This window comes from Micromonospora sp. WMMD1082, assembly GCF_029626175.1.
Taxonomy (GTDB): Bacteria; Actinomycetota; Actinomycetes; order Mycobacteriales; family Micromonosporaceae; genus Micromonospora.
Map to the genome: position 1 here is coordinate 2,600,586 of NZ_JARUBM010000002.1, position 23,878 is coordinate 2,624,463.

Consider the following 23,878-nt stretch of genomic DNA (forward strand, 5'->3'; position numbering starts at 1 on the left):
TCTCGGCATCTCGGCATCTCGGCAAAACCGCCTCTTGACCAGGGAAAACACTCTGCCGAGATCTTGCCGATAGACAAACCTCCATCTCGGCATCTCGGCACGATCATGCCGAGATGAACCCCGTTTGCCGAGATGCCGAGATAGCTACTTGCTTCATCTCGGCAACTGTTACCGCAGGTCAGAGGCACATTTGCCGAGATGCCGAGATGCCGAGATGATTCCGGCCCTCCCACAAACAGCGCAGCCGGCCACCCAACCCCACCCGGCGGCCCGCTGAGAAGACCTCAGCGACATCGACGTATCCCTTCACACCACCCCGACGCAGATCTTGGCTCTACGACCCGCACAGCGACCCGCCCTGTCGACCCTCCACCGCAGACGAACAGCCGCCGCACGACCGGCAGTGACCATCTCGGCGGGGCCGCCGCCGGTCGCGGACGACGCGCGACCGGTCGCGCCGACGCGACCCGACACGCGACCGGCCCGGCCAGCGTCAACACCCCACGGTCGCGGGTCGCGCCCACCACCCCGCCGGCCCGCTCGCGCCGCCTTACCCGCCACACCCCTGGCGGGCTGCCCGCGACCGCGACCACACGACCGAACGCCGCTCGATGCCGGTAGCGCGGCGGGTAGCGGACCGCACCGAGGTAGCGCGAACGCTACCCACCCCGCTACCGGCCCCACCTGCACCAACACCCACCGGTAGCGGTAGCACGCCACCTTTCCCAACAGCCCGTAACCGCCTCACAGCATCCCCGGCGACCCACCGCACAGCCGCTGCCAGCACAAACACGCCCGAAATGTCCGCTGACCGATACGCGTAGAACGCCCTGAAACGTAACCACCGGTAATCGCGGCCCGATGTAGCGACCCTCCCGCTACAGGTAGCACCACCGCTACACCCACCCGCTACATACCTGGCCAGCACCAACGCCCCGATGTAGCAGGTAGCGCCAACCACCGCCCCACCCCCGAAAACCCGCCCCACACCACCCCCGGCACCCCGCCGGCCCGCTACCGCTACTCCCCAACCCACCCACCGGAAGGAACCACCGTGAGCACCGTCATCCCCTTCCCCGAACGACCCGCACCCGACCACACCACCACTCCCCGAGGGCGACCCGCCCCCGTCGTGTCCGCCGTCTACACCGTCACCGAAACCGCCGAGATCCTGCGCCTCTCCCTCGGCACCACCTACGCCCTACTCCGCTCCGGCGACATACCCGCCCTCAAACTCGGCGGCCGATGGGTCATCCCCCGAGGCCGCCTCCATCGCTGGCTCGACGACCTACCCACCGCCAGCGTCGAAGACATCGACCGCGAACTAGCCGCCATCGAACGCCGCGAGCAACGCCAGCAGCGCCGCCAAGACGGCGCGTAACCCCTTGCCGAGATGAACCCCCATTGCCGAGATCGCGGCAACCCACCCGCCGCGATCTCGGCACACAAACCCCCAGCTCACAACCCCAACTGCCGAGATGCCGAGACGCAGAGACGTTTCCGGCCCTCCCACAACCAGCACAACCGCACCGTCGAAAGGACACCCAAGTGCGAGGCTCCGTCTTCAAGCGCTGCCAGTGCCGCGACGCCAACGGCAAGCGCGTCAAGAGCTGCCGCAAGCCCCACGGCTCATGGTCGTACACCGTCGATGCCGGCCACGCACCCGCGAGCGGCAAGCGTCGCCAGATCACGCGTGGCGGCTTCAAGACCAAGGGTGACGCCGAAGAGGCCCTGACGGCCGAGCTGGCGAAGCTCAACGCCGGGACGTGGACCGACGACAAGGGCACCACGGTTGGCGCATGGCTCGATCAGTGGCTGACGGAGCTGGTCGCCGCCGATCGGGCGGTCAAGACGGTCACCAACTACCGCACGCACGTGCGGGACTGCTGGAAGCCGCAGCTCGGGCACATGCTTCTGCGGGAGGTGCGGCGCGGCCACATCGAGCGTGTGCTGGCCGCCCTGGCGGCCCCGCTCGACGCTGATCGGCCGAGCGGCAACATCGGGCGGCGGATCACCCGCCGGTCGCCTGCCACCGTCGAGAGCTACCGCAAGACCATCCGGGCCGCGCTGGCGGCAGCGCTGCGGCGCGAACTGATCGCGGTGAATCCCGCGCTCGGCCGGATCGACGCGATCCCCCGGCCAGCGACGAGCACCGACGACGAGCCGGTCATGTGGGAGCCCGAGGACACCGCGCGGTTCTTGGAGCACGTGCTACCCGACCGGCTCTCGGCCCTGTACGAGCTGGCCGCGTACGCCGGGCTTCGCCGCGCCGAGCTGTGCGGCCTGCGCTGGTCGGACATCGACTCCGAAGACACTCCCGGCCTGACCGTGCGGCTGACCAACATCGCCGTGACGCGCAAGGAGGTTACTCCCGAGCAGGCACGATGCCCGATCTGCGGCGCAGAGCACGTCGGCCGGCTACTGAAGCCGCCGAAGTCGCGAGCGGGCCGCCGGTGGGTACCGCTCGCCGCGCCCGCGCTGGCCGCGCTCGCTCGGCACCGGGTCGCTCAGCAGGCAGAGCGCGACCTGTTCGGCGTGGACTACGACGACCACGATCTCGTCTTCTGCCGCCCGGACGGCACGCCGCTGCGGCCCGATCGGGTCACGGTCGAGTTCGAGCAGCATGTTCGCGCGTGCGGCCTGCCGGTCATCCGGTTGCACGACACGCGGCACGGGGCGTGCTCGCTCATGCTGGCCGGTGGCGTCCCGATCGAGGTCGTGCAGATGATCCTTGGGCACGCCGGTCCCGAGGTGACCCGTCGGATCTACAAGCACATGCTGCGTAGGGAGACGGCGAAACAGGTCGAGAAGGCGTCGAAGCTTCTGACCCGTCACAGGCCCAAGCGAAAGGCTTCGTGAGCAATCTGTGAGCAGTCGGAGGGTCTGACGATCCCTGCCCGGCCTTCCGGGGAGAGCGAAACGGCCTCCCACCGCAGGTGAAAGGCCGTTTCTGTAAGCGCGCCCGAAGGGACTCGAACCCCTAACCTTCTGATCCGTAGTCAGATGCTCTATCCGTTGAGCTACGGGCGCTGGTGCTCGGCCAGTCTACACACCGACCTTCGCGCGGAGACTCCGGGATTCGAACCCGGGAGGGGCTTTAAGACCCCAACCGCATTAGCAGTGCGGCGCCATAGACCAGACTAGGCGAAGTCTCCCAGGTGGCCCGCAGACCACCGCGCCCGAGGATACAGGTCCCGCTGGTCCGGGGGCAAAGCGACTACCGGGCACAAGCCGACGGGTGTCGTTCCCCGCTGTGCGTTGCCGTGATCAGGACTACGCTCCATCGACATGCAGGAGCAGCCGCCCAGCGAGCAGACCCGCCGTGAGCCTGCTGAGGGAGCCCGTCGGCGCTCCCCGGAGGCGACCTTCACGCCGCCTCCGGCGCCCGCGCCAGCCCCTCAGGAGGAGCAGGCGCCCCCTCGGGAGGGGCAGGACGACTCCGCCGGGCCGCGCGCCCGGCGAGCTAAGGCCGCTCCGAGCGTGCTCTTCCAGCCGCCGCCCGTTGCGGAGCAGCCGCTGCCGCGCCAGTCCCGGCCGGCCTCGTCCGCGCCGCCGACCACCCCGCCGCCGCCCTTCGTGAGCACACCGCCGGCCGTCGAGGAGAACGCGACCGCGCCGCGCGGCAGCAGCGCGCCATCGAGCGCGGACGCCGGTGGGGCAGATGCGACTCCGACCGCCCTCCCGCCGGCGCGGCGGAAGACCGATGTCGGGGCCGATGCCGGCACGGCGGACGCCAGGAAGGCAGCGGCACGGAAGGCGCCGGCGAAGAAGGCGGCGGCGCGTGAGCGGGTCCAGCCGGGCGACGAGCAGGCGCAGGCTTCCGAGGCCACCGCCGCGACCAGGGCGCCGGTGGCCCGGAAGGCGACCAGGAGGGCCGCACCGAGGCAGGCGACGGCCGGCGCGGCAACCGCAGCCGACGCCATCCCGGGGGACGACGAGACCACCCCGGCAACGACGACCCCGACGAAGGCAGCGCCGGTCAAGGCCGCCAAGAAGGCCGCCAAGAAAGCGGTGAAGAAGGCGGTGAAGAAGGCGGCCATAGCTGCGGTCGCGAGCGGCGCGCCCGCCGAACCCGCGCCACCAGTCGAGCGCGGCGATACCGGGCAGGGCGCGGTGGGGCGTACGCCCGAATCGGAGCTGCGGATGCTCGTCGCGCGGGTGCTCGACCACCCGGGCTTCGCTCCGGAGCTGCTGGCCCTGACCGCGGTCGAGGCGCTCGGTCCGGGCGCGGCGCAGTGGGCGCGGCGGCTGCGGGAGGTGTACCCGGAGGCGAGCGGGGACGGCCTGGCCCGGCTGGCCAGCCGGCGGTTCGTCCGCCAGGCCGGCATCGGTGGGGCGACCGCCGCGCTGGCCGGGGTGTTCGCGCCGGCGGTCGAGCTGGCGGCGGTGCTCTGGTCGCAGGCGAACCTGGTGCTGCATCTCGCGGCGGCGTACGACCGTGATCCGGCGCATCCGGATCGGGCGGCGGAGCTGCTGGTGCTGACCCAGGTGCACCCGGACCTGGCGAGTGCCGGGTCGGCGCTGGCGGCGGCCCGGGCGGCGGACGGTCCGGCGGAGCGGCCCGGGCCACGGGCGGCCGAGGCGGCCTGGCGGCTGGCCGCCCCGCTGGCCGCGCAGGCGGGTGGGTGGTGGGCGCTGCGCATGGCGGCCCGGCTGCTGCCGGGTGCCGCGGCGCTGACCGCGGCGGCCGGCGATGCGGCAGCGGCACAACGCCTGGCGGCCCGCGCCATCACGCTCTACCGCCCGGGTCAGAGCCAGTCGAACCATTCCCGGGGCAGCAGGCTGTAGCCGACGAAGGCGACGATGTCGAGCAGGGCGTGCGCCACGACCAGCGGCATCACCCGGCGGGTACGCAGGTAGAAGAGGCTGAACACCACCCCCATCACGGCGTTGCCGAGGAACGCGCCGAAGCCCTGGTAGAGGTGGTAGGAGGCGCGCAGCAGCGCGCTCGTCGCGATGATCGCGGTGACCCGCCACTGGAGTTGGCGCAGTCGGGTCATCAGGTAGCCGACCACGATCACCTCCTCCAGGATGGAGTTCTGGAACGCGGCGAGGATCAGCACCGGCACGGTCCACCACAGGTCGGGCAGGGCGGCCGGCACCAGGGTGGCGTTGATGCCGAGCTGCGCCGCCGCCCAGAACAGCGCCAGCCCGGGCAGTCCGATCAGTGCCGCCAGGCCGGCGCCCCGGGCGAGGTCGGCCCCGGGCTGCCGGGCGTCCAGGCCGAGGGTCCGCACCGGGTCGCCGGGGTCCCGCGCCAGCAGGTGTACGGCGAGCAGCACCGGCAGGAGCGCGAACACGATGCCGAGCAGCTGGTACGTCAGGTCGAGGTAGGGGCGGGTCGACGCGGAGGTGTTCAGCGCGGCGGTCTGCCGCGACAGTCCACCCTCCGCGGTCAGCTTCGCGATGATCGACACCGTGGCGTAGACGGCGGACTGGCCGAGGGAGAGGCCGAGCACCAGCATCGTCTCGGTGCCGAGGGTGCGACGGGACACCGGGCGGGCGAGCTCAACGGTCACCGGACCACTCTGCCCGACCGGCGGCGCTGCTGGCATGCCGGCACCACAAGAGCCGGCCTCACGATGCGATCGCACATTCTGTGCGACCTTCATACACGCTCCGTGGACATTCTATGGGGGCCCGATCCGCCGTCAGAAGAAGGAGCGCCCCCGGTGGACAACTTCGCGCGGCTGCTGAAGGAGAGCTGGACCCTGGTCGAGGGGGACCGGGTTCGGCTGAGCGGTCACTTCTACGCCCGGCTCTTCCTCCTCGACCCCGAGCTACGCAGGCTCTTCCCGGTCCAGATGACCGGCCAGGGCGACCGGCTGCTCGAAGCGATCATCGCGGCGATCCACACGGTGGACGACCCGGAGGGCTTCGACGAGTTCCTCCGCGCGCTCGGCCGGGACCACCGCAAGTACCACGTCGAGGCGGCCCACTACGACACGATGGGCGTCGCGCTGCTGGACGCGTTGCGCAGCACCGCCGGCGGCGGCTGGAACCTGGAGTACGACCAGGCCTGGCGGGATGCGTACGCGGCGATCGCCGAGAAGATGCTCGCCGGGGCGGCCGCCGACGACGATCCGCCGTTCTGGCACGCCGAGGTGTTGACCCACGAGCGGTACGGCCGGGACACCGCCGTCTTCACCTGCCAGGCCCTGCAGTACCCGCTGTCCTGGAAGGCGGGGCAGTACGTCAGCGTCGAGGTGCCCCGCTACCACCCCCGGGTGTGGCGGACGTACTCGGTGGCCAACGCGCCGAACGACGACAACGTGCTGGAGTTCCACGTCCGTACGCCGCCGGAGGCGGCCGGTTGGGTGTCCGGCGCGCTGGTCCGCCGGATCAAGCCGGGTGACCTGCTGCGGGTGGCCGCACCGATGGGCTCGATGACGCTGGACCGCTCCTCCGAGCGGGACATCCTCTGCGTCGCCGGGGGCGTCGGGCTGGCGCCGATCAAGGCGCTGGTCGAGGAGCTGGCCGGCTACAACCGGGCCCGCTGGGTGCACGTCTTCTACGGCGCCCGTACGGAGGCGGAACTCTACGGTCTCGACCGGTTGCGGGAGCTGGTCGCGGCCCACCCGTGGCTGTCGGTGACTCCCGCGTGCAGCGACGACCCCGACTTCGACGGCGAGCGGGGCGACATCTCCGACGTGGTGGCCCGGTACGGGCCGTGGACGACGCACGACTGCTTCGTCTCCGGTTCGGCGCCGATGGTCCGTTCGACGCTGCGGGTGCTCGCCGCGGACGACGTCCCGCCGCAGCAGACCCGGTACGACACGTTCGGCAACCTGTAGAGCTTTGCTCCCCCCGAGCCGGGGCGCGTGCCCCTGCCCCCTGGGGCACGCGCCCCGGTCCCCGAGCGGGCGACCGGCCCTGGTCAGTAGCGCCAGGGATGGCCGGACTCGCGGTACTCCTCGATCGGCACCAGCGGCACGCCGGGTGCCATCCGGTCGACGTAGAGCAGGCCGTCCAGGTGGTCGATCTCGTGCGCCACCAGCCGGGCCATGCCGAACTCGAAGGACGTGATGATCCGCCCGCCGTCGAACTGCGCGTGCTCCACGTCCAGCCGCAGCGGTCGGGGCACCAGCCCCCGGTGGTCGAAGAAGGAGAGGCAGCCCTCGTACTGCTCGTCGGTGTGCGGTGCGGCGTCGACCACCCGGGGGTTGAGCAGCACGACGGGTTCGGCCGTGCGGTCCGGCGGGCGGACCACCGCCGCGGCGCGGCCGATGTCGAGCTGCGGGGCGGCGATTCCCACCCCCTTGGTGAACGGATGCAGCTCGTCCAGCCGGGCCAGGGCGGTGACGAGCCGGTCGACGGTCTCCCGGGCGGCACGTTCCTCGCGCGGCAGGTCGAACGGGCGGGCCGGCTGCCGGAGCAGGTCGGCACCGCGCTGGACGATGCCGAGCCCGCGCATCCGGTCGGACGGCCGGACCCGACCGCCCTCCGGCTCGGGCTCCGGCTGCGCCCGGAACCGCCACTGCAGCCGGTACCGCGCGTTCAGCGGCGGCTCGTCGGTCGCCCAGTCGAAGATCGCCCGGTCGCCCTCGTCGCGCCGGGTCACCGCCGTGCGCAGCGGGCCCTCCTCCGCCGAGAGCGAGGTCTCCGCGCCCCAGACCTGCGGGTCCAGCACTGCCGGCAGGTCCAGGCGTACGGCGAGGTGCCGGGTCGGTACGCGGACCGCGCGCTGGAACCACGGACCCCACTTGTCCTGCCCGACCGTGTACGCGTACTCGATGGTGGCGCGGCGACCCGGGTAGAGCGGGAACCGGCGGTCGGCGTTCTCGAAGAGCAACCAGATCTCCTTGAACGCGTCCCGGTCGTGCTTGGCCCGCCAGTGCATGGCCTCGCGCTCGCCGGATTCCTCCCGGCACGCGCGCAGTTGCAGCTCGGCGAAGCTGAGCGGGTGTTCCCGGTGGTGGCGGTTGGATCGTCCCGGGTCGTTGGGGTAGCGGTCGACGGCGACCCGGACGAGGTAGCGGGTGACCGGTTCGATGCCCGCGTTGTACAGCTCCCGCCGGATGACGCAGCGGTAGGCGTCCTCGGTGTGGGTGAGGGTGGCGGTCTCGCGTTCCACGATCAGGCCGGTACCGGGTGGCATCCACTGGCCGGGCAGGCCGGGCTCCCGGTGGTTGCGCTCGCTGCGCGCGTGGCGCAGGTCGTCGTACTCCCGGAAGCGTTGCCAGATCGCGCCGCTGGCCTCCAGGACGGCCTCGGCGCGGCGGGCGAAGTCCTCGGTCGGTCGGTGCCGCCGCCCCTCCACGTGGCTGACGTACGACGGGTCGAAGCCCATCAGGGTGGCTAGTTGCTTCTTGGACAGCCCCCGCTCCGTCCGGTGCCGTGCGAGTTCGGCGGCGAACGAGTCGGCAGCCCGATCGAGCGGTGAGGTCGTCATCAGCTTCCTCGTGGCCGGTTGCATCAAGTTTCACGTTGAGTCGCCGGCCACACACGGAACTGGCACCTAGTTGACAGGAACCTTGACTGTTACGCGATTTCTACCGATACTGCCCGGAGTCCCCCACCCGACACCCTGAGTAATTTTCTTCCATCGGGCGGTCATTTCGCCCACTCCCACCATGGGTCCGGGTTTTCCCGTGCCAAGAACTGTGGTTAGGCTAGCCTTACTGTGACCACAGGGGTCGTCGGTTGGGGGTGGATCAGGTGACGGTTGTGCTGCCCGTCAACGGCGCCGCCGCGACCGCTCCGCTGGCCCCGGTCACCGCCACCCTGCGGGCCATGTTCGGTACCGACGTCCTGCCCGGCCTGGCGCCGGGGCTGCTGGTCAGCGACGAAACCGGCTGGGCTCCCGCGACGACGTTGACCGACGGAACCCGGCTGCCGGAGCTGCTCGACTCGGCCGTCCGCCTCTGGGGTGGCACCCCGCACGCCTCCGCCGCCGTCGCCTGGAAGGCGTATAGCTACTGGGCCGCGCTTCCGGTGGTGCTCGGTTGGGCCGCCGCCCGGCGGGTGCCGCTGCTCGACCACACCGCCGCGCTGGTCCACTTCGCGGACCGGGGCACCCTGGTGACCCTGGGCCTACGCGAGTCGATCCCGGTCGCGGTGCTGCCCAGCGACCCGCTGGCGCTCGCCGGGCTGCCCCAGGTCCAGGTGGTGGCCGACGAGCGGGAGCTGCTCACGGCGCTACGCGCCACGCTGCTGGACGCGCACCTGGCCCCGATGATCGCCGCCATCCAGGGCAAGGTCCGCATCGGCGCCCGTACCCTGCTCGGCTCGGTGGCCTCCGGCATCGCGCACGGCCTGCTGCGGGCCGCCGACGGATGGCCCGGCTCCGTGGTCGAGGCGATCGACACCTTGCTCGACGCGCTCGATCTGACCGACCTGGTGGAGCTGGTGCCCGGCCCGAACGGCGAGCCGACCGTGCAGCGGCGCACCTGCTGCCTGGCCTTCACCCTGCCCACGCCGAAGGTCTGCCAGGGCTGCTGCATCCGCAGCGCCTGACCCCGGTCAGCCCGTCAGCGGCCGCACGTCCCACACCCAGACACCCCCGGCGTACGTGGGCTCGATGCCGGTCAGCCCGGTCATCCCCGTACGCAGGGCGTCGGCGCGCTCGTGCGGGCCGAGGATCACCACGCCGGCCCGCCAGTACCGCAGATCCGCCACCGCCTCGCGGCGGGTCCGCTCGGTGATCGGTGGCACCTCGCCGGTGCGGCGGATGGTGCCGAAGAAGCTGCTGGTGGCGCGCGGCGGCGCGGTGAACAGGGCGACCCGGTCCTTGCCCAGGCGGGTGTCCGGGCCGAGGAAGTACCCACGGGCGATCGGCATCTCCAGCCGGGTCCGGGCGGACCAGCGCAGCGGTGCGGCGTAGTCGGTGTCGGGCAGCGGCAGCGTCACCACGCTGCGTCCACCGGTCAGGTAGGGGCGCCAGGCCCCGGAGGTGACGAACTCGGGGGTCGGTTCGAGGCGCTTGGTCGGCAACGGGGTGGGCAGCACCGGTACCAGCGCCATCGCCAGCACGGTCACCGTGGCGAAGCGGATCTGCGACCGCCGCTGCGGATGTCGGGCGGCCAGCTCGCGGACCCGCTCGGCGCCGTACGCCAGCAGCAGCCCGATGATCGGGGTGATGGCCAGCGCCCAGCGGGTCGGCACCACCGAGTGCAGGACCGGCAGGTCCTCCAGCAGCGCCCACGGTCCGGGGATGCCGGTACCGCGACGGTTGAAGCGGATCTCCCGGCCGAGGGAGAGCACCGCGAAGAGCAGTCCCAGCCCGGCCAGGCCGATCACCACGGCGTTGCGCCGCAGCCACCACACCAGCGCCAGCACCAGGATCACCAGCGGCCAGCCGAAGAAGGCGTTCTCCTCGGTCGGGTTCTTGGCCAGCCCGGCGGCGCTGCGCGCGTCGCCGGCCACCGACTCCCGGGCGTACGCGAAGAATGAGGCCAGGTCGGTGGAGTAGCCCCGGATCAGCCAGGACAGCCCGTGGTAGGCGCCGGGGCCGAAGAACTGCACGTACAGCGGGTACGCCAGCAGCACGGCGGAGACGACGGCGGCCACGCCGAGACCGGCCAGGAACGGGCGGGTCCGCGCCCGCAGCGCGGGCCGACCGATCACCACCGCGACCACGACGGCCGCCAGGCCGATGGCCGTCATCAGCAGGATCTCCAGGTTCAGGAACGCCTGCCAGACGATCACCAACGCGAGCAGGAGGCCGTTGCGCAGCCACCGTCCGGCCTCGGCGAGCCGCACGGTACGCCAGATGATCAGCGGTACGACGAACTGCGACACGATGTTCGGGTGCGCGTTGGCGTGGGAGATCATCGCCGGCGCGTACGCGCAGAAGGTGGCGCCCAGCCAGGCCGGGCCGCGCGAGCCGATGAGCACCCGGGAGAGCACGAAGTACCAGGCGGCGGCCGTCGCGATCATCCCGAGGGTGAGGAAGACCAGGAACGCGGCGCGGGTGCCGAACAACAGGGTGACCGGCGTCATCGGCAATGACACGGATAGCACCGACGTATTTGCGACCAGATTGACCGATTCCGGCACATTCATCCGGTCGGACGAGAACGGATAGGCGAATTCGGTCACCACCCGGGCGCCGTGCGCCATCATCCACTCGAACTGGGCCATATCTGTCGGGTTGTCCCGAATGCCATGGGACGGGTTCCACCACATCCGCGCGGTGACCCAGAAGCCGAGGGCGGCGAAGCTCAGCACGGCGGCCGTGTCCTTACACCGCCCCGACCTGGCCTTATCATCACGGCGCCCCGGCCCGGCCGCCGCCTCTCCCGCCCCGGCCTCGTCGACAGGTCCACCCGAATCGGGAGTAGTCATAGCAATTCATAGCGTAGTGGGCCTATGCCGCTACCGTGCAGGGTTCGGGGCACTGGCGTAGTATCGGCCGGGTTCGCTGACCACCACCGATCGTGCACCTACCCCCCGACCGTTATTCGGCCACCGCGGGCCCCGATATCCCCGCCGTCCGGGCGGATGATTCACTCAGTCGGTCCCGGCGCGGGTCGAGTCGTATCGTGAGGAATCGACGCATGGCAGAAATCACTGGGGATCAGCGCGTGCAGTCCGAGGTCCTGGAGGGCCTCGCCACGGCGGTCAATCACCGGCGCTGGTTCGTCGAGCTGGCCGTGCCCTACCTGGGCGACAACCCCATCGAGATCGGCAGCGGCCTCGGCGACTACGCCCTGGAGTGGAGCGAGAACTTTCCCCGGTTCACCGCCACGGAGGCCGACCCGGACCGCCTGGTGGCGCTCAAGGAGCGCCTCGCCGACCGGCCGTCCATCGAGGTACGCCAGATGCTGCTGCCCCACTCGGAGCGGAACGACTACAGCGCCGCGGTCTCGTACAACGTGCTGGAGCACATCGAGGACCACGTCGGCGCGCTACGCAGCATGGGCCAGCTGGTCCGGCCCGGCGGCGCGGTGGTCATCATCGTGCCGGCGTTCCAGTTCGCGATGAGCCCGGCGGACATCGCCACCGGCCACGTACGCCGCTACACGAAGAAGACCCTGAGCGCCGCGATGACCGAGGCGGGCCTGCGGGTAGAGAAGATCCACTACGCGAACGCACTCGGGTTGATCGGCTACTTCATGGCCACCAAGGTCTTCCGGCTGATGCCGAAGGAGGGCCCGATGGTGAAGGTCTACGACACCCTGGTCCTCCCCGCGACCAAGGCCGCCGAGCAGGTCGTCCGCCCACCCTTCGGCCAGTCCGTCTTCGCCGTCGCCCGCACCCCCGGGTGACCCTTCAGAGGTCAGGGCCGGCATCCGGTGGGATGCCGGCCCGAACCTCTCTGTCAGGGGGTGACCTGATAGGTGGGGCGGGTGGTAGCCCTCGCCAGGGTGTGGAAGGCAAGGTTGAAGCCCACATAGGCGGGCGTCGCGTCCGGGGTGACGTCGAGGCGCTCCACGTCGAGGGCATGCACCGCGAAGACGTACCGGTGCGGACGGTCACCGGGCGGTGGCGCGGCGCCACCGAAGCCGTGCTCTCCGTAGTCGTTGCGCACGGTGAACGCGCCGCGCAGATCGTCGCCGGAAGCGCCGCGCGGCAGTTCCGTCACGTCGGCCGGCAGGTTGACCAGCACCCAGTGCCAGAACCCGCTGCCGGTCGGCGCGTCGGGGTCGAAACACGTCACCACGAAGCCCTTGGTCTCCGCCGGGAAACCCGACCAGGCCAGCTGCGGTGACACGTTGTCGCCACCGGTGCTGCCGTGCGCGTGCGCCGCGTCCATCGGCTCACCGTTGCGCACATCTTCGCTGGTCAGCGTGAAGGAGGCGACGGTCGGCAGCAGCTCGTACGGGTCCGGAGCGATGGGTCGTTCCAGGGTCATCGACACAGGTCCTTCCGGGGGAAGTGGTCTTCTGCGCCCCCTTCATACCCTGTAACGCGCTGTCATTCGAGAAATCCGGCCCCGCGTCCGCCGTAACCGAAAGCCGCTCACGGGGGTTGTCACCCTGCAATCATCTACCGAAGGAGTTCCTTGGCCGGGGTCTGGCGCGACTTCATCACCGCCATCGTCGACGCCGTGCGCCGGCGTGACGAAGGGGCGCTACGCGACGAACGCCGACGGGCGCTGGAGAAGCTCGCCGACGAGAAGATCCGCGAGGACCAACGAAAACACCCACCGGAAGACGACTGAGACGGAAGCTGGGTCACCTCGACCGCGCCGCCTCGTCGGCTATCGTCGCCCACTCCCGCTCCCATGCCTCCACCACCGGCCCCGCCCACTCCAGCTACGGGCAGCCTCCCGGCATGCAGACCTCGCACGTGCTCTCGCGGTGCCGACCCAGGACGACGCCCGCCGCCGCTTGTCCAGCGACAACGTCAGGTTTTCGCTGGGACCCGTTTGTATCCCCGAAGGTCCCTCGACAGCGTTCGCGCTTGCTAGTGCCCCGTCATGCCACCTTGAACGGGCAATCCGGGGCCGGCTACGGCATCCGGTCCAGATCTTGGACAGTTCCCGTTAGCGCAGAACGGAAACTGTCCAAGATCTCACATCCGCATCTCATCCTTCGAGAACAGGGCCCGCGTCGGGCAGGGCTTGGCCAGGGCGAGCCCAACTGCTGGTCGTCCAACGGGCAGCCGCGCATGTCCAGCCGCCCGACACCACCATGTGTCTGCGCCGGATAGCTGTCAGGCATACGCGCAGTGCCCGAGTTGCACGGTCAACGTGCAAAGACGAGGCACTAGGTCCTCCCCGCCCACGGCAAGGTTGGCCGTGTCCCTCATGGCTCGCCCCTGATCAGCGTTCGCGCTGGTCAGGGGCGTCGTGCTGTCCAGGTGGGCGGAGGGTGTGGGATTCGAACCCACGAAGACATCGCTGCCTTACCGGTTTTCAAGACCAGCGCCATCGGCCACTAGGCGAACCCTCCCGGGCCGCGCGGCGCGCGGCCGTGCATAGTCTGCCACGCCCCGTGCATCGCCGACGGCCCGAGCCACCCGCCCCCGGCCGGCGCGATCCGCCCACAACGTTGATCACGAGGTTAGCAGCAGTTTTAGAGATCAAACCGCCCGCCAACTTGATGATCAACGGGTTGGGGCGGCCCGGGCACGCGGATCGGGTATGACTGGGGTTATGCGTGCGATCACCGTGCTGGAGCCCGGCGGACCCGACGTGCTGACGTGGAGCGAGGTGCCGGAGCCGGAGGCGGGTCAGGGTGAGGTGGTGTTGGAGGTTCGGGCCACTGCGGTGAACCGGGCCGATCTGCTGCAACGGCAGGGGCACTATCCGCCGCCGCCGGGTGCGCCCGCGTACCTCGGGTTGGAATGTTCGGGTGTGGTGAGCGCGACCGGTCCGGGCGTGACCGGCGTCCGGGTGGGCGACCAGGTCTGCGCGCTGCTGGCCGGCGGCGGGTACGCCGAGCGGGTGGTCGTGCCCGCCGGGCAGTTGCTGCCGGTGCCGGCCGGGGTCGACCTGGTCGACGCCGCCGCCCTGCCGGAGGTGGCGTGCACGGTCTGGTCGAACGTAGTGCAGGTGGCCCGGCTGGCGGCGGGCGAGACGCTGTTGGTGCACGGCGGCGGCAGCGGGATCGGCACGTTCGCGATCCAGCTCGGTGCCGCGCTCGACGCGACCGTGGTGGCGACCGCGCGGGCGGGCAAGCATCACCGGTTGCGCGAGTTGGGGGCCGACCACCTGGTCGATTATCGGGAGCAGGACTTCGTCGAGGAGGTCCGCAGGGTCACCGACGGGCGGGGCGCGGACGTCGTCCTCGACATCATGGGCGCGTCGTACCTGGGCCGGAACGTCGCCGCGCTGGCCGCCGACGGGCGGTTGGTGGTGATCGGCATGCAGGGCGGGCGCAGGGGTGAGCTGGATCTCGGCGCGCTGCTGGCCAAGCGTGGCACGGTCGCGGCCACCGCGCTGCGCTCCCGCCCGCTGGAGCAGAAGGCCGCGATCGTGCGGGGCGTTCGGGAGCAGGTCTGGCCGCTGGTCGAGGCGGGCCGGGTGCGCCCGGTCGTCGACCGGCGGCTGCCGATCACCGAGGCGGCCGACGCGCACCGGCTGGTCGAGTCGAACGAACACGTCGGCAAGGTGCTGCTGACCGTCGGGTGAGGCGTACCGGCGGGGTCAGTCCTCTCGCGGCAGGGTGAGCCGGGCGCCGGGGCCCTCGCCGGCCAGGGTGTCCCCGGGGTTGTAGAGGGTGCAGCGGCGCAGCGAGAGACAGCCGCAGCCGATGCAGCCGTCGAGGTCGTCGCGGAGCCGGCTCATCAGCCGGATCTTCTCGTCCAGCCGGGCCCGCCAGGCGGTGGAGAGCCGCGCCCAGTCGTCGGCGGTGGGCGTACGGGAGGCGGGCAGCGAGTCCAGCGCGGCCCGGATCTCCTCCAGCGAGATGCCGACCTGCTGCGCGATCCGGACGAACGCCACCCGGCGCAGCTCACCCCGGTGGTAGCGGCGCTGGTTGCCGCTGGTCCGCTCGGCCCGGATCAGCCCCAGCCGCTCGTAGTAGCGCAGGGCGGACTGCGCCACCCCGCTGCGGGCGGCGAGTTGACCGATGGTGAGCGCTTCCTGCATCACGTCGCCTTGAGTTGAACCTCGCTTCAACTTGCAGGCTATCCGCATGACCAGACTCGCCACCACCACGACCCGCATCGCCGAGGCCGCCGCACCGCTCGACGGCCGGCCTCCGGCCGCTCCGCCGCTCGCCCCGCTGCTGGAGCGGGTCCGCGCCGGCCGGGAGTTCGGCCCCAACGTCCACTCGACCCTCGACGTGCTCTGGGTGCTCTACGACCGGATCCTGCGGATCAGCCCCGCCACCGTCGACGACCCCGACCGGGACCGGTTCCTGCTCTCCAAGGGACACGCGGTCGCCGGCTACTACGCGGTGCTCGCCGCGAAGGGCTTCGTCCCACCCGACTGGCTGGACGACCAGGGCGGGCCGGGCAGCCGGCTCGGCGACCACCCGGACCGGACGCTGGTGCCCGGAGTGGAGATCGGCTCCGGCTCGCTCGGGCACGGCCTCGGCCTGGCCGTCGGCACCGCGCACGGGCTCCGCGCGCAGGGCCTGCTCGACCCCCGGGTGTACGTCCTGCTCGGCGACGCCGAACTGGACGAGGGCTCGAACCACGAGGCGATCGCGTACGCCGGTGCCGCCGGCCTGGCCAACCTGACCGCGATCGTGGTGGACAACTCCTCCGCCACGCACGGTTGGCCGGGCGGACTGGCCACCCGGTTCACCGTCAACGGGTGGACCGCCGCCACGGTCGACGGGCGGGACCACGCCGCCCTGCACACCGCCCTGACCGGGCACCACGGTCACCGGCCGCACCTCGTCGTCGCGGTCATCGAGCAGGGGAGATGATCATGCGGGAGAGCTTCGTCGACACCACCACCGCGCTGCTGGCCGAGGACCCGCGTACCGCCCTGGTGCTTGCCGACATCTCCGCCGCCGCGTTCGCCCCGGCCGCCCGGCGGCACCCGGACCGGGTGCTCAACGTCGGCATCCGGGAGCAGCTGATGCTGGGGGTGGCCGGCGGGCTGGCGCTGACCGGGCTGCGGCCGATCGTGCACAGCTACGCGCCGTTCCTCGTCGAGCGGGCGTACGAGCAGATCAAGCTCGACCTCGACCACCAGGGGGTGAGCGCGGTGCTGGTCAGCGTGGGTGCCTCGTACGACCGGGCGGCGGCGGGCCGCACCCATCTCGGCCCGGCCGACATCGCGCTGATCGACACCCTGCCCGGCTGGACGGTGCACGTTCCCGGACACGCCGCCGAGGTGCCGGCGTTGCTGCGCGGGGCGGTGGCCGCCGACGGTTCGGCGTACCTGCGGCTGTCGACGCTGAGCAACGCCGGACCGCACGGCGGCGACGGCGCGCTCGCGGTGGTACGGGACGCGGGGCCGGGCGCGGCGCTGCTGGTCGCCGTCGGCCCGGTGCTGGACGCGGCCCTCGACGCGACCTCGGGCCTACCGGTGACCGTGGCGTACACCCATCGGCCGCGCCCGTTCGACACCGCCGGCCTGCGGGCGCTCGCCGACAGCGAGGTGATCCTGGTCGAGCCCTACCTGGCGGGCACCTCGGCCCGGGTGGTCACGGCGGCGCTGGCCGACCGGCCGCACCGGCTGATGGCGCTCGGGGTGGGGCGAGATGAGCTGCGGCGCTACGGCTCGGCCGAGGACCACACCCGGTGGCACGGGCTGGACGCGACGGGGCTGCGCCGCTCGGTCACCAACTTCCTGTCACCGGCGCTGGTCTGATCGCCGCGCGGCGGTCAGCGCGTCGGCGCGACGCGGTGGCGTCGGGTGCGCTCGCGGCCGAGGATCCAGAGCGCCTCGACGCCGTCCCGCCAGGTGATCTTCTTGCCCTCCTCGCGCCCCCGGGCCCGGTAGCTGATCGGCACCTCGTACGGCCGGATCCGGCGGCGCAGCAGCTTGCCGGTCACCTCCGCCTCCATGCCGAAGCCCCGGGAGCGGACGTCCAGCGAGCGGTAGAGCGCGACCGGCATCAGCTTGAAGCAGGTCTCCAGGTCACCGATGTACGAGTTGAACAGCACGTTCGCCACCATGGTGACGCCCTTGTTGCCCATCACGTACCAGAAGCTGTAGGCGCTGTGGCTGCCGAAGGTCCGGTTGCCGTAGACCACCGTCGCCCGGCCGTCCAGCACCGGTGCGAGCAGCTTGGGGATGTCCTGCGGGTCGTACTCCAGGTCGGCGTCGAGGATGACCATGTATTCGCCCTCGGCGTTGGCCACCGCCGTCCGGATGGCCGCGCCCTTGCCCGCGTTGCGCTGGTGGGTGATCACACGCAGCCGCGCGTCGTCGACCCGACCGAGGATCTCCCCGGTGCCGTCGCGGCTGCCGTCGTCGACCACCACCAGCTCGATCTCGCACGGATACTCCACCGCCAACGCCTGCTTCAGGGCATCCGCGATGCGTTCTTCCTCGTTGTAGACCGGCATGAGGATCGACAGCTTCACGGGATTCTCCACGAGGGCGGCAGTATGTCGGCCATAGCCTAGCCCGGCAGGTCAGCCCCGGGGCGGCGACCACCGACGGAGATCGAGGTCCGGGCGCCCAGGCCGATGGTGTTTACTTCCGGCCATGTCGGCCGCCGGCTTCCCGCTCGTCCTGGCTCCCGTCGCCGCGCTCGCCCTGCTCACCGTGGCGTTACGGCCGCGTGCCGTGGACGTTACGGCCCCACGGCGGCTCGCCGTGATCCGGGCGGCGCTCGCCGTGGGTGCGTTCGCGGTGCTGACCGTCGAGGTGCTGGGGGCGCTACGGCTGCTGACCGCGCCCGCGTTCGCCGTGGCCTGGCTGCTCTTCCTCGCGGTCGCGGCGCTGGCCGCCGGGTGGCGCCGCCGTCGCGAGGCCGCACGCCAGCGCCGGGACGGGACGGCGCCGTCGTCCAGTGCGGACGCCGCGGCGGAGGGGCCGACCGGCCGCGGCTGGCGCGGTTTCTGGCGTACGGCGAGCCGGGGCGAGCGGCTGCTCGCCGGCACGGTCGGCGGGCTGCTCCTGGCCGAGCTGCTGATCGCGCTGCTGGCCGCGCCGAACAACTTCGACTCGCAGACGTACCACCTGCCGAAGGTGGAACGCTGGGTGGCCCAGGGCGACCTGGTGTTCTGGGCCACCGCGATCCACCGGCAGGTGACCATCCCGCCGGGTGCGGAGTATCTCCTCCTGCACCTGCGGTTGTTCACCGGCGGGGACGCGCTGTACAACCTGGTCCAGTGGGCCGCCGGGGTCGGCTGCCTGCTGGCGGTCTCCCGGGTGACCGCCCAGCTCGGCGGTGGCCGGCGGGCCCAACTGCTCACCGTGTTCGTGCTGGCCACCACGCCGATGGTCACTCTCCAGGCGACCAGCACCCAGACGGATCTGGTCTGCGCCGCCTGGGTGACCTGCACGGCAACCCTCGCCCTGGACGGCCTGCGTCGACGCGCCGGCGTCGGTGACCTGCTCGCTCTCGGCGCGGCGACCGGGCTCACCGCCCTGACCAAGACCAGCGGCCTGCTCGCGGTGGGCCCGCTGCTGGTGCTCTGGGGGCTGGGCCAGCTCCGCCTGGCGTACGCCGACCGGCCCGCCGCCCGCCGCCGGATCCCGCTCGCCGGGGTCGCCCGTACCGTCGGCGCGTCGGTGCTGATCCTGCTGGTGGCCGTCACGGTGGTCGGCCCGTTCCTGGGCCGGGTGTACGCCGAGTTCGGCCACCCGCTCGGGCCGGACCGGCTGCGCGAGTCGGTGCCGATGGAGCGGCACGATCCGCCGTCGGTGCTGGTGAACGCGCTCCGCATCGGACACACCGCGCTGGACACCCCGCTGGCCCCGCTCCGTCAGGTTGGCGCCGAGGCGATCGTCGGGGTGGCCCGGCTGGTCGGGGTGGACCCGCAGGACCGGGCGATCACCTTCGGGCAGGAGACCTTTCCGGTGCCGTCCTGGTACCCCGACGAGGATCGGGCGGCCTTTCCGCTGGCCGGCGCGCTGGCGCTGATCGGTGCCGTGGCGGCGCTGCGCCGACCGGCGCGGATCAGCCCGGACTCGGCGGCGGTGCTGCGCGGGTACGCCCTGGTCGTGGTGACCGCGGTGCTGCTGCACACCGCGATGATCAAGTGGCAGCCGTGGGGGAACCGCCTGGTGCTCTACGCCCTGGCCGTGTCGGTGCCGCTGGCCGGGCTCTGGCTGGACGCGTTCTTCCGCCGCTCCCGCCGCCTGCCCACCCCGAGTGGGCGGCGGTCGGTCGCCGCGGCACTCGGGGTGACGGTGCTGGCGACCTGCGCGCTGGCCGGGGTGCTGTCCGTGTCGTACGGCTTTCCGCGCCGGCTGGTCGGCACCGGATCGGTCGTCACCACGGCCGAGTGGGAGACCCGCTTCCTGCGGCGTCCACAGTGGGCGGAGGAGTACCGCTGGGCGGCCGACGCGGTCCGGGCCGTCGACGCGCGCCGGATCGGGCTCTCGCAGCGCAACGACGACTGGGAGTACCCCTGGTGGCTGCTGCTGCGCGACGCCGACGGCAGGGCCACCGAACTGCTGGCGCTCCAGTCGGTCCTGGACGATCGGCCGGCGGCCGATCCCGCGTCGCTGGACGCGATCGTCTGCGTGGGCAGCCGCCCGCTCTGCGCCGACCTGGTGCCACCCGGCTGGCGGCTGGAGTTCCGCAGCCAGGTCGGCTACGCCCTGCCCGGGGAGCGCTGACCGGCCCGGCCACCCCGCCCGTTCCCGGCCGTCCGACCGGCCATGGCCTGCCCCATTGGCCCGGTTCGGCGCTGCGCGCAAGTATTCCGAAGGGTATTCACATACCTCCATCGCACGCGTTACCGTCCGGTAACTCGATCGACGTCCCGCGATCGAACGGAAAGGAGTGCGTCGATGTCTGGTACCCACACCAGGCGCGAACGGACGCATCGACGGCGCCTCGCCCAGGTCGCCGTCCTCGCCACCGCTCTCGTCCTGCCGATGCTGGCCACGGCTCCACCCGCCGCCGCGGCCGACCGTCCCGCCGTCCAGCCGCTTCCCGCCCACCTCGAAACCATCCGCGCCACCGAGGCCACCGCCCTCTACGGTGCGCCCGGCATCCGCCCGATCGAACAGCGCCGCACCGCACTGATCACCATGGGCGACAGCCAGATCTCCGGTGAGGGGGTCGGCAACTACGTGCCCGGCACCCACCAGCCGGGCAACTGGTGCGACCGCTCGTACGACCAGGCGGTGTTCCGTACCGGCATCGCCGCCGACGAGCGGTACAACATCGCCTGTTCGGGCGCGACCCCGTGGAACCTCATCGCCGGCGGCCCGACCCAGCACAACGAGCTGAACCAGGGCGACCATCTCGCCATCAAGGCGCGCAACACCCACATCAAGCTGATCTGGGTGGTGGCCGGTGCCAACGGCGACGGCACCATCCAGTTCGGCCCGGTGGCCACCGACTGCGCGCTGCGCCGCGTGCTCTTCCAGGGCCCCTGCTGGCCCACCTACACCGACCAGTGGACGGTACGCACCGACGGCAGCCGCCGCGCCGTCGAGGAGGCGCTCACCGACATCCGCCTGACCATGACCAACGCCGGCTACCTGAACTCCGACTACGAGCTGGTCTTCATGTCGTACGCCAGCCCGGGCAGCCCCGACGTGGAGGACAACCCCAACTTCCCCGGTTGGTACGCGGGCGGCTGCCTGCTCTACCTCGCCGACGCCGCCTTCGCGCGGAACAAGGCGGTACCGCTGTTCGAGTCGGCGCTGCGCGCGGCGGCGGCGAACACCGGCACCCGCTACCTCGACGCCAGTCGCCTCTTCCACGGCCACGAGGTGTGTACCGACAACACCTCGGTCCGCGGGCTCTACATCGAACTCGGCATCTGGGACGAGAACGCGGCCCGCCAGTCGTTCCACCCGAACTACCGGGGGCACGGCATGTTCGCCCAGTGCATCACCCAGTTCTACGCCTCCAGCCAGCAGCGGGCCACCTGCGTCGACCCGGCCAGCACCGGCAACGGCGTGCTCTACAACGGGCTGATGGAGTTCAAGCAGCTACGCAACGCCGCCACCGGCACCTGCGTCGACGGCAAGGGGTACGACTCACGCAACGGCACCGTGCAGCAGTCGTACCGCTGCCACGGCGGGCGTAACCAGGGCTTCTGGTACGACCCGACCCGGCAGTCGCTGCACTCCGAGCTCTCCCACGACCGCTGCCTGGACGTCTCCGGAGGCTCGCTGACCTCGGGCACGGCCGTCAACATCCACGACTGCCACGGCGGCACCAACCAGAAGTTCACGCTCTCCGGCAACCAGCTCCGGGCCGCCGGCAACACCAACCTCTGCCTGGCCTTCGACAACCCGCTGTTGGGCACGCCCCGGCTGCGGCTGGCCACCTGCTCCAGCAACTCCCGGCAGCAGTGGTCGTTCGAGTCGCGGTCGTTCGCTCAGCCCGTGGGCTACGGGCGGGACGACTTCATCGGTTCCCGGGTTTACTAGTAGGAGGTAGTGGGCCCGTCGTCGCCCGCGCAGGATCACGCGGCGGCGGGCCACCCCCGGTCGTACGAGCCGGCGGTCAGCGGGCCACGACGGGCCGGAAGGTGGCGGGCCGGGCGGCGGCGGGCGCCTCGCCGACGGTGGCCACGATCCGGGGCTGTGCGCTGCGGACGCGGGTGCGGAAGGCGTGGTTGAGCAACGCGTCCAGCTGCCAGACCTGCTTTGCGTGCTGGGTGCGGATCAGGAAGCGCTCGCGGATGCCGTCGATCGCGGTGGCGGCCAGCTCGACACAGTGCAGTCGAGGGTCGGGGCTCCACGTCACGTGGCTCAGCTCGCGCAGCTCGGTGTTGAGGTGCAGCCGCAGCCGGTGCAGCACCCGGGTCTGCCGGGTGATCACGAGCCGCCGGTGGGTGAGCAGGAGGAGGTACTCCCCGTTGATCGGCCGGTCGGGGCGGCTGCAACGGGTGACCAGGATGGTGGCGTCGCCGGAACCCACACAGCGACGGAACACCGGCATGTGCCGGCTGGCGGTCTGTAGCGCCAGACCGGCCTCGGAGGCGGCCGGAAGGAACGTTCGGGAGAAGACGTCCATGACCTGCCCAACGACCCCGATCGTGGGGTGACGTGGCTCGCGGACATGCTTTTTGCAAATTCCACGTTACGCGCGCCGGGCCACGGCGGATGGTGGTGGCCCGGTCCGGGGCCGGGCGGTCAGAGGAGTTCGACGATGGTCGCGTTGGCCATCCCGCCGCCCTCGCACATGGTCTGGAGGCCGTAGCGGATCCCGTTGTCCCGCATGTGGGCGAGCATGGTGGTCATGATCCGGGCGCCGGATCCGCCGAGCGGGTGCCCGAGGGCGATCGCGCCGCCGCGCGGGTTGAGCCGCTCCGGGTCCGCCTCGGTCTCCGCCAACCAGGCCAGCGGTACGGGGGCGAACGCCTCGTTCACCTCGTACACCCCGATCTCCTCGATGCCCAGCCCCGCGCGGCGCAGCGCCTTCGCCGTCGCCGGGATCGGCGCGGTGAGCATGACGACCGGGTCGTCGGCGGCGACCACGGCGGTGTGGATGCGGGCCAGCGGGCGCAGCCCGTGCCGGCCCGCCCACTCGCTCGTGGTGACCGCGAGCGCGGCGGCACCGTCGGAGATCTGCGAGGCCGAACCGGCGGTGACCACGCCGTCCGGGCGGAACGGGGTGGGCAGCTCGCCCAACTTCTCCAGCGAGGTGTCGCGCCGGATGCCCTCGTCCACGGCGAACTTGCCGCCGTCGGCCAGCGCCACCGGGGCAAGCTCGGCCTCGAACGCGCCGGCGTCCTGCGCGGCGGCGGCCTTCTCGTGGCTGGCCAGGGCGTACTCGTCGAGCTGACTGCGGGACAGGCGCCAGCGCTGGGCGATCAGCTCCGCGCCGACGCCCTGGTTGAACGGCAGCGGAGAGCCCTCGGCCACGCCCTCGACTCCCCGGTAGCGGGCCAGGAGCTGCTCGCTGAACGGCATGCCACCGGCCACACTGGAGCCCATCGGCACCCGGGTCATCGACTCCACACCGCCCGCGACGACCAGGTCCGCCTGACCAGAGAGCACGGTGGCCGCGGCGAAGTGCAGCGCCTGCTGGCTGGAGCCGCACTGCCGGTCCAGCGTGGTGCCGGGCACCGACTCGGGCCAGCCGGCGGCCAGCACGGCGTTGCGGGCGACGTTCCACGACTGCTCGCCCACCTGCGAGACGCAGCCCCAGACCACGTCGTCCACCTGGGCCGGGTCGATCCCGGTGCGCTCGGCGAGGGCCCGCAGCACGTGTGCCGACAGGTCCACCGGGTGGACCGTGGCCAGGCTGCCCTTGCGCCGCCCGACCGGGGTGCGTACCGCGCCGACTATTACCGCATCACTCATGACTACTCCCCGGTAACTTGGGTCACTCCCGATCCTACGCCCACCCGGGCCGACCACCCGTCCCTCGCCCTCGCCCTCGGCCACCCTCGTCGCCCGGCCGGTCGCCGCCCTCCGCCCTCGCCGAGCAGGCGGGGACCG

20 protein-coding genes and 3 tRNA genes are annotated in these 23,878 nt (G+C 71.7%); 12 read left to right on the forward strand and 11 right to left on the reverse strand.

Translation table 11 applies throughout. From position 1 onward, the window contains the following. Nucleotides 1-1,054: 1,054 nt before the first annotated feature. Entirely contained in the window at nt 1,055-1,381 is a 327-nt protein-coding gene (locus O7615_RS11970; RefSeq protein WP_278177530.1) for a helix-turn-helix domain-containing protein, read from the forward strand. A gap of 167 nt (nt 1,382-1,548) precedes the next feature. Further along, nucleotides 1,549-2,859, forward strand: a complete 1,311-nt coding sequence (locus tag O7615_RS11975) for a site-specific integrase (RefSeq protein ID WP_278177531.1) — start codon at nt 1,549-1,551, stop codon at nt 2,857-2,859. 98 nt (nt 2,860-2,957) lie between these two features. On the opposite strand, the gene O7615_RS11980 is transcribed toward O7615_RS11975, so the two are convergent. Next, nucleotides 2,958-3,030 (reverse strand) — tRNA-Arg (locus tag O7615_RS11980). Between the two features lie 34 nt (nt 3,031-3,064). After that, a tRNA-Ser gene (locus O7615_RS11985) sits at nt 3,065-3,155 on the reverse strand. 133 nt (nt 3,156-3,288) lie between these two features. Between O7615_RS11985 and O7615_RS11990 the strand changes: the two genes are divergently transcribed. Then, nucleotides 3,289-4,788 carry a hypothetical protein gene (locus O7615_RS11990; RefSeq protein WP_278177532.1) on the forward strand — a complete coding sequence of 500 codons (1,500 nt, stop codon included), beginning with the start codon at nt 3,289-3,291 and terminating at the stop codon, nt 4,786-4,788. Here the strand turns inward: O7615_RS11990 and O7615_RS11995 are convergent. Continuing rightward, complete coding sequence (locus O7615_RS11995; RefSeq protein ID WP_278177533.1) at nt 4,749-5,519, reverse strand: CPBP family intramembrane glutamic endopeptidase; 771 nt, start codon at nt 5,517-5,519, stop codon at nt 4,749-4,751. The genes O7615_RS11990 and O7615_RS11995 overlap by 40 nt on opposite strands. A 153-nt stretch (nt 5,520-5,672) precedes the next feature. On the opposite strand from O7615_RS11995, the gene O7615_RS12000 reads away from it, so the two are divergent. Continuing rightward, complete coding sequence (locus O7615_RS12000) at nt 5,673-6,794, forward strand: globin domain-containing protein (RefSeq protein ID WP_278177534.1); 1,122 nt, start codon at nt 5,673-5,675, stop codon at nt 6,792-6,794. Between the two features lie 83 nt (nt 6,795-6,877). On the opposite strand, the gene O7615_RS12005 is transcribed toward O7615_RS12000, so the two are convergent. Continuing rightward, nucleotides 6,878-8,392, reverse strand: a complete 1,515-nt coding sequence (locus tag O7615_RS12005; RefSeq protein WP_278177536.1) for a peptide deformylase — start codon at nt 8,390-8,392, stop codon at nt 6,878-6,880. 341 nt (nt 8,393-8,733) lie between these two features. Between O7615_RS12005 and O7615_RS12010 the strand changes: the two genes are divergently transcribed. Continuing rightward, nucleotides 8,734-9,456 (forward strand): IucA/IucC family C-terminal-domain containing protein, encoded by a 723-nt coding sequence (locus tag O7615_RS12010; protein WP_278182069.1) that lies wholly within the window; start codon nt 8,734-8,736, stop codon nt 9,454-9,456. Between the two features lie 6 nt (nt 9,457-9,462). Here the strand turns inward: O7615_RS12010 and O7615_RS12015 are convergent, their stop codons facing one another. Next, nucleotides 9,463-11,127, reverse strand: a complete 1,665-nt coding sequence (locus O7615_RS12015) for a hypothetical protein (protein ID WP_278182070.1) — start codon at nt 11,125-11,127, stop codon at nt 9,463-9,465. 371 nt (nt 11,128-11,498) lie between these two features. Between O7615_RS12015 and O7615_RS12020 the strand changes: the two genes are divergently transcribed. Beyond that, nucleotides 11,499-12,209: a class I SAM-dependent methyltransferase gene (locus tag O7615_RS12020; RefSeq protein WP_278177537.1), complete on the forward strand. Its 711-nt coding sequence runs from the start codon at nt 11,499-11,501 to the stop codon at nt 12,207-12,209. Between the two features lie 53 nt (nt 12,210-12,262). On the opposite strand, the gene O7615_RS12025 is transcribed toward O7615_RS12020, so the two are convergent. Further along, the gene (locus tag O7615_RS12025; RefSeq protein WP_278177538.1) at nt 12,263-12,796 is read right to left on the reverse strand and encodes a YbhB/YbcL family Raf kinase inhibitor-like protein; all 534 of its coding nucleotides are present in this window, start codon (nt 12,794-12,796) and stop codon (nt 12,263-12,265) included. Between the two features lie 150 nt (nt 12,797-12,946). On the opposite strand from O7615_RS12025, the gene O7615_RS12030 reads away from it, so the two are divergent. After that, complete coding sequence (locus O7615_RS12030; RefSeq protein ID WP_278177539.1) at nt 12,947-13,105, forward strand: hypothetical protein; 159 nt, start codon at nt 12,947-12,949, stop codon at nt 13,103-13,105. Between the two features lie 646 nt (nt 13,106-13,751). On the opposite strand, the gene O7615_RS12035 is transcribed toward O7615_RS12030, so the two are convergent. Further along, nucleotides 13,752-13,838, reverse strand: a tRNA-Ser gene (locus O7615_RS12035). 203 nt (nt 13,839-14,041) lie between these two features. Here O7615_RS12035 and O7615_RS12040 point away from each other — a divergent pair. Next, complete coding sequence (locus O7615_RS12040) at nt 14,042-15,019, forward strand: NAD(P)H-quinone oxidoreductase (protein ID WP_278177541.1); 978 nt, start codon at nt 14,042-14,044, stop codon at nt 15,017-15,019. 15 nt (nt 15,020-15,034) lie between these two features. Here O7615_RS12040 and soxR read toward each other — a convergent pair whose 3' ends face one another. Further along, nucleotides 15,035-15,478, reverse strand: coding sequence for a redox-sensitive transcriptional activator SoxR (soxR, locus tag O7615_RS12045; protein WP_278177543.1), 444 nt, complete (start codon nt 15,476-15,478; stop codon nt 15,035-15,037). Nucleotides 15,479-15,524: 46 nt separating this feature from the next. On the opposite strand from soxR, the gene O7615_RS12050 reads away from it, so the two are divergent. Together O7615_RS12050 and O7615_RS12055 are read left to right on the forward strand one after the other, a co-directional pair. Beyond that, a complete protein-coding gene (locus O7615_RS12050; RefSeq protein WP_278177545.1) occupies nt 15,525-16,265 on the forward strand; it encodes a transketolase in 741 nt (246 codons plus the stop codon). Between the two features lie 2 nt (nt 16,266-16,267). Then, complete coding sequence (locus O7615_RS12055; RefSeq protein ID WP_278177547.1) at nt 16,268-17,158, forward strand: transketolase; 891 nt, start codon at nt 16,268-16,270, stop codon at nt 17,156-17,158. 14 nt (nt 17,159-17,172) lie between these two features. On the opposite strand, the gene O7615_RS12060 is transcribed toward O7615_RS12055, so the two are convergent. Beyond that, nucleotides 17,173-17,877 (reverse strand): glycosyltransferase family 2 protein, encoded by a 705-nt coding sequence (locus O7615_RS12060; RefSeq protein WP_278177549.1) that lies wholly within the window; start codon nt 17,875-17,877, stop codon nt 17,173-17,175. Nucleotides 17,878-18,001: 124 nt separating this feature from the next. Here O7615_RS12060 and O7615_RS12065 point away from each other — a divergent pair, with 124 nt between their 5' ends. Next, entirely contained in the window at nt 18,002-20,086 is a 2,085-nt protein-coding gene (locus tag O7615_RS12065) for a hypothetical protein (protein ID WP_278177551.1), read from the forward strand. Nucleotides 20,087-20,260: 174 nt separating this feature from the next. Next, complete coding sequence (locus O7615_RS12070) at nt 20,261-21,859, forward strand: ricin-type beta-trefoil lectin domain protein (RefSeq protein ID WP_278177552.1); 1,599 nt, start codon at nt 20,261-20,263, stop codon at nt 21,857-21,859. 76 nt (nt 21,860-21,935) lie between these two features. On the opposite strand, the gene O7615_RS12075 is transcribed toward O7615_RS12070, so the two are convergent. Together O7615_RS12075 and O7615_RS12080 are read right to left on the reverse strand one after the other, a co-directional pair. Next, nucleotides 21,936-22,448 carry a hypothetical protein gene (locus tag O7615_RS12075; RefSeq protein ID WP_278177553.1) on the reverse strand — a complete coding sequence of 171 codons (513 nt, stop codon included), beginning with the start codon at nt 22,446-22,448 and terminating at the stop codon, nt 21,936-21,938. 119 nt (nt 22,449-22,567) lie between these two features. After that, the gene (locus O7615_RS12080) at nt 22,568-23,740 is read right to left on the reverse strand and encodes an acetyl-CoA C-acyltransferase (RefSeq protein WP_278177554.1); all 1,173 of its coding nucleotides are present in this window, start codon (nt 23,738-23,740) and stop codon (nt 22,568-22,570) included. Nucleotides 23,741-23,878 lie beyond the last annotated feature (138 nt).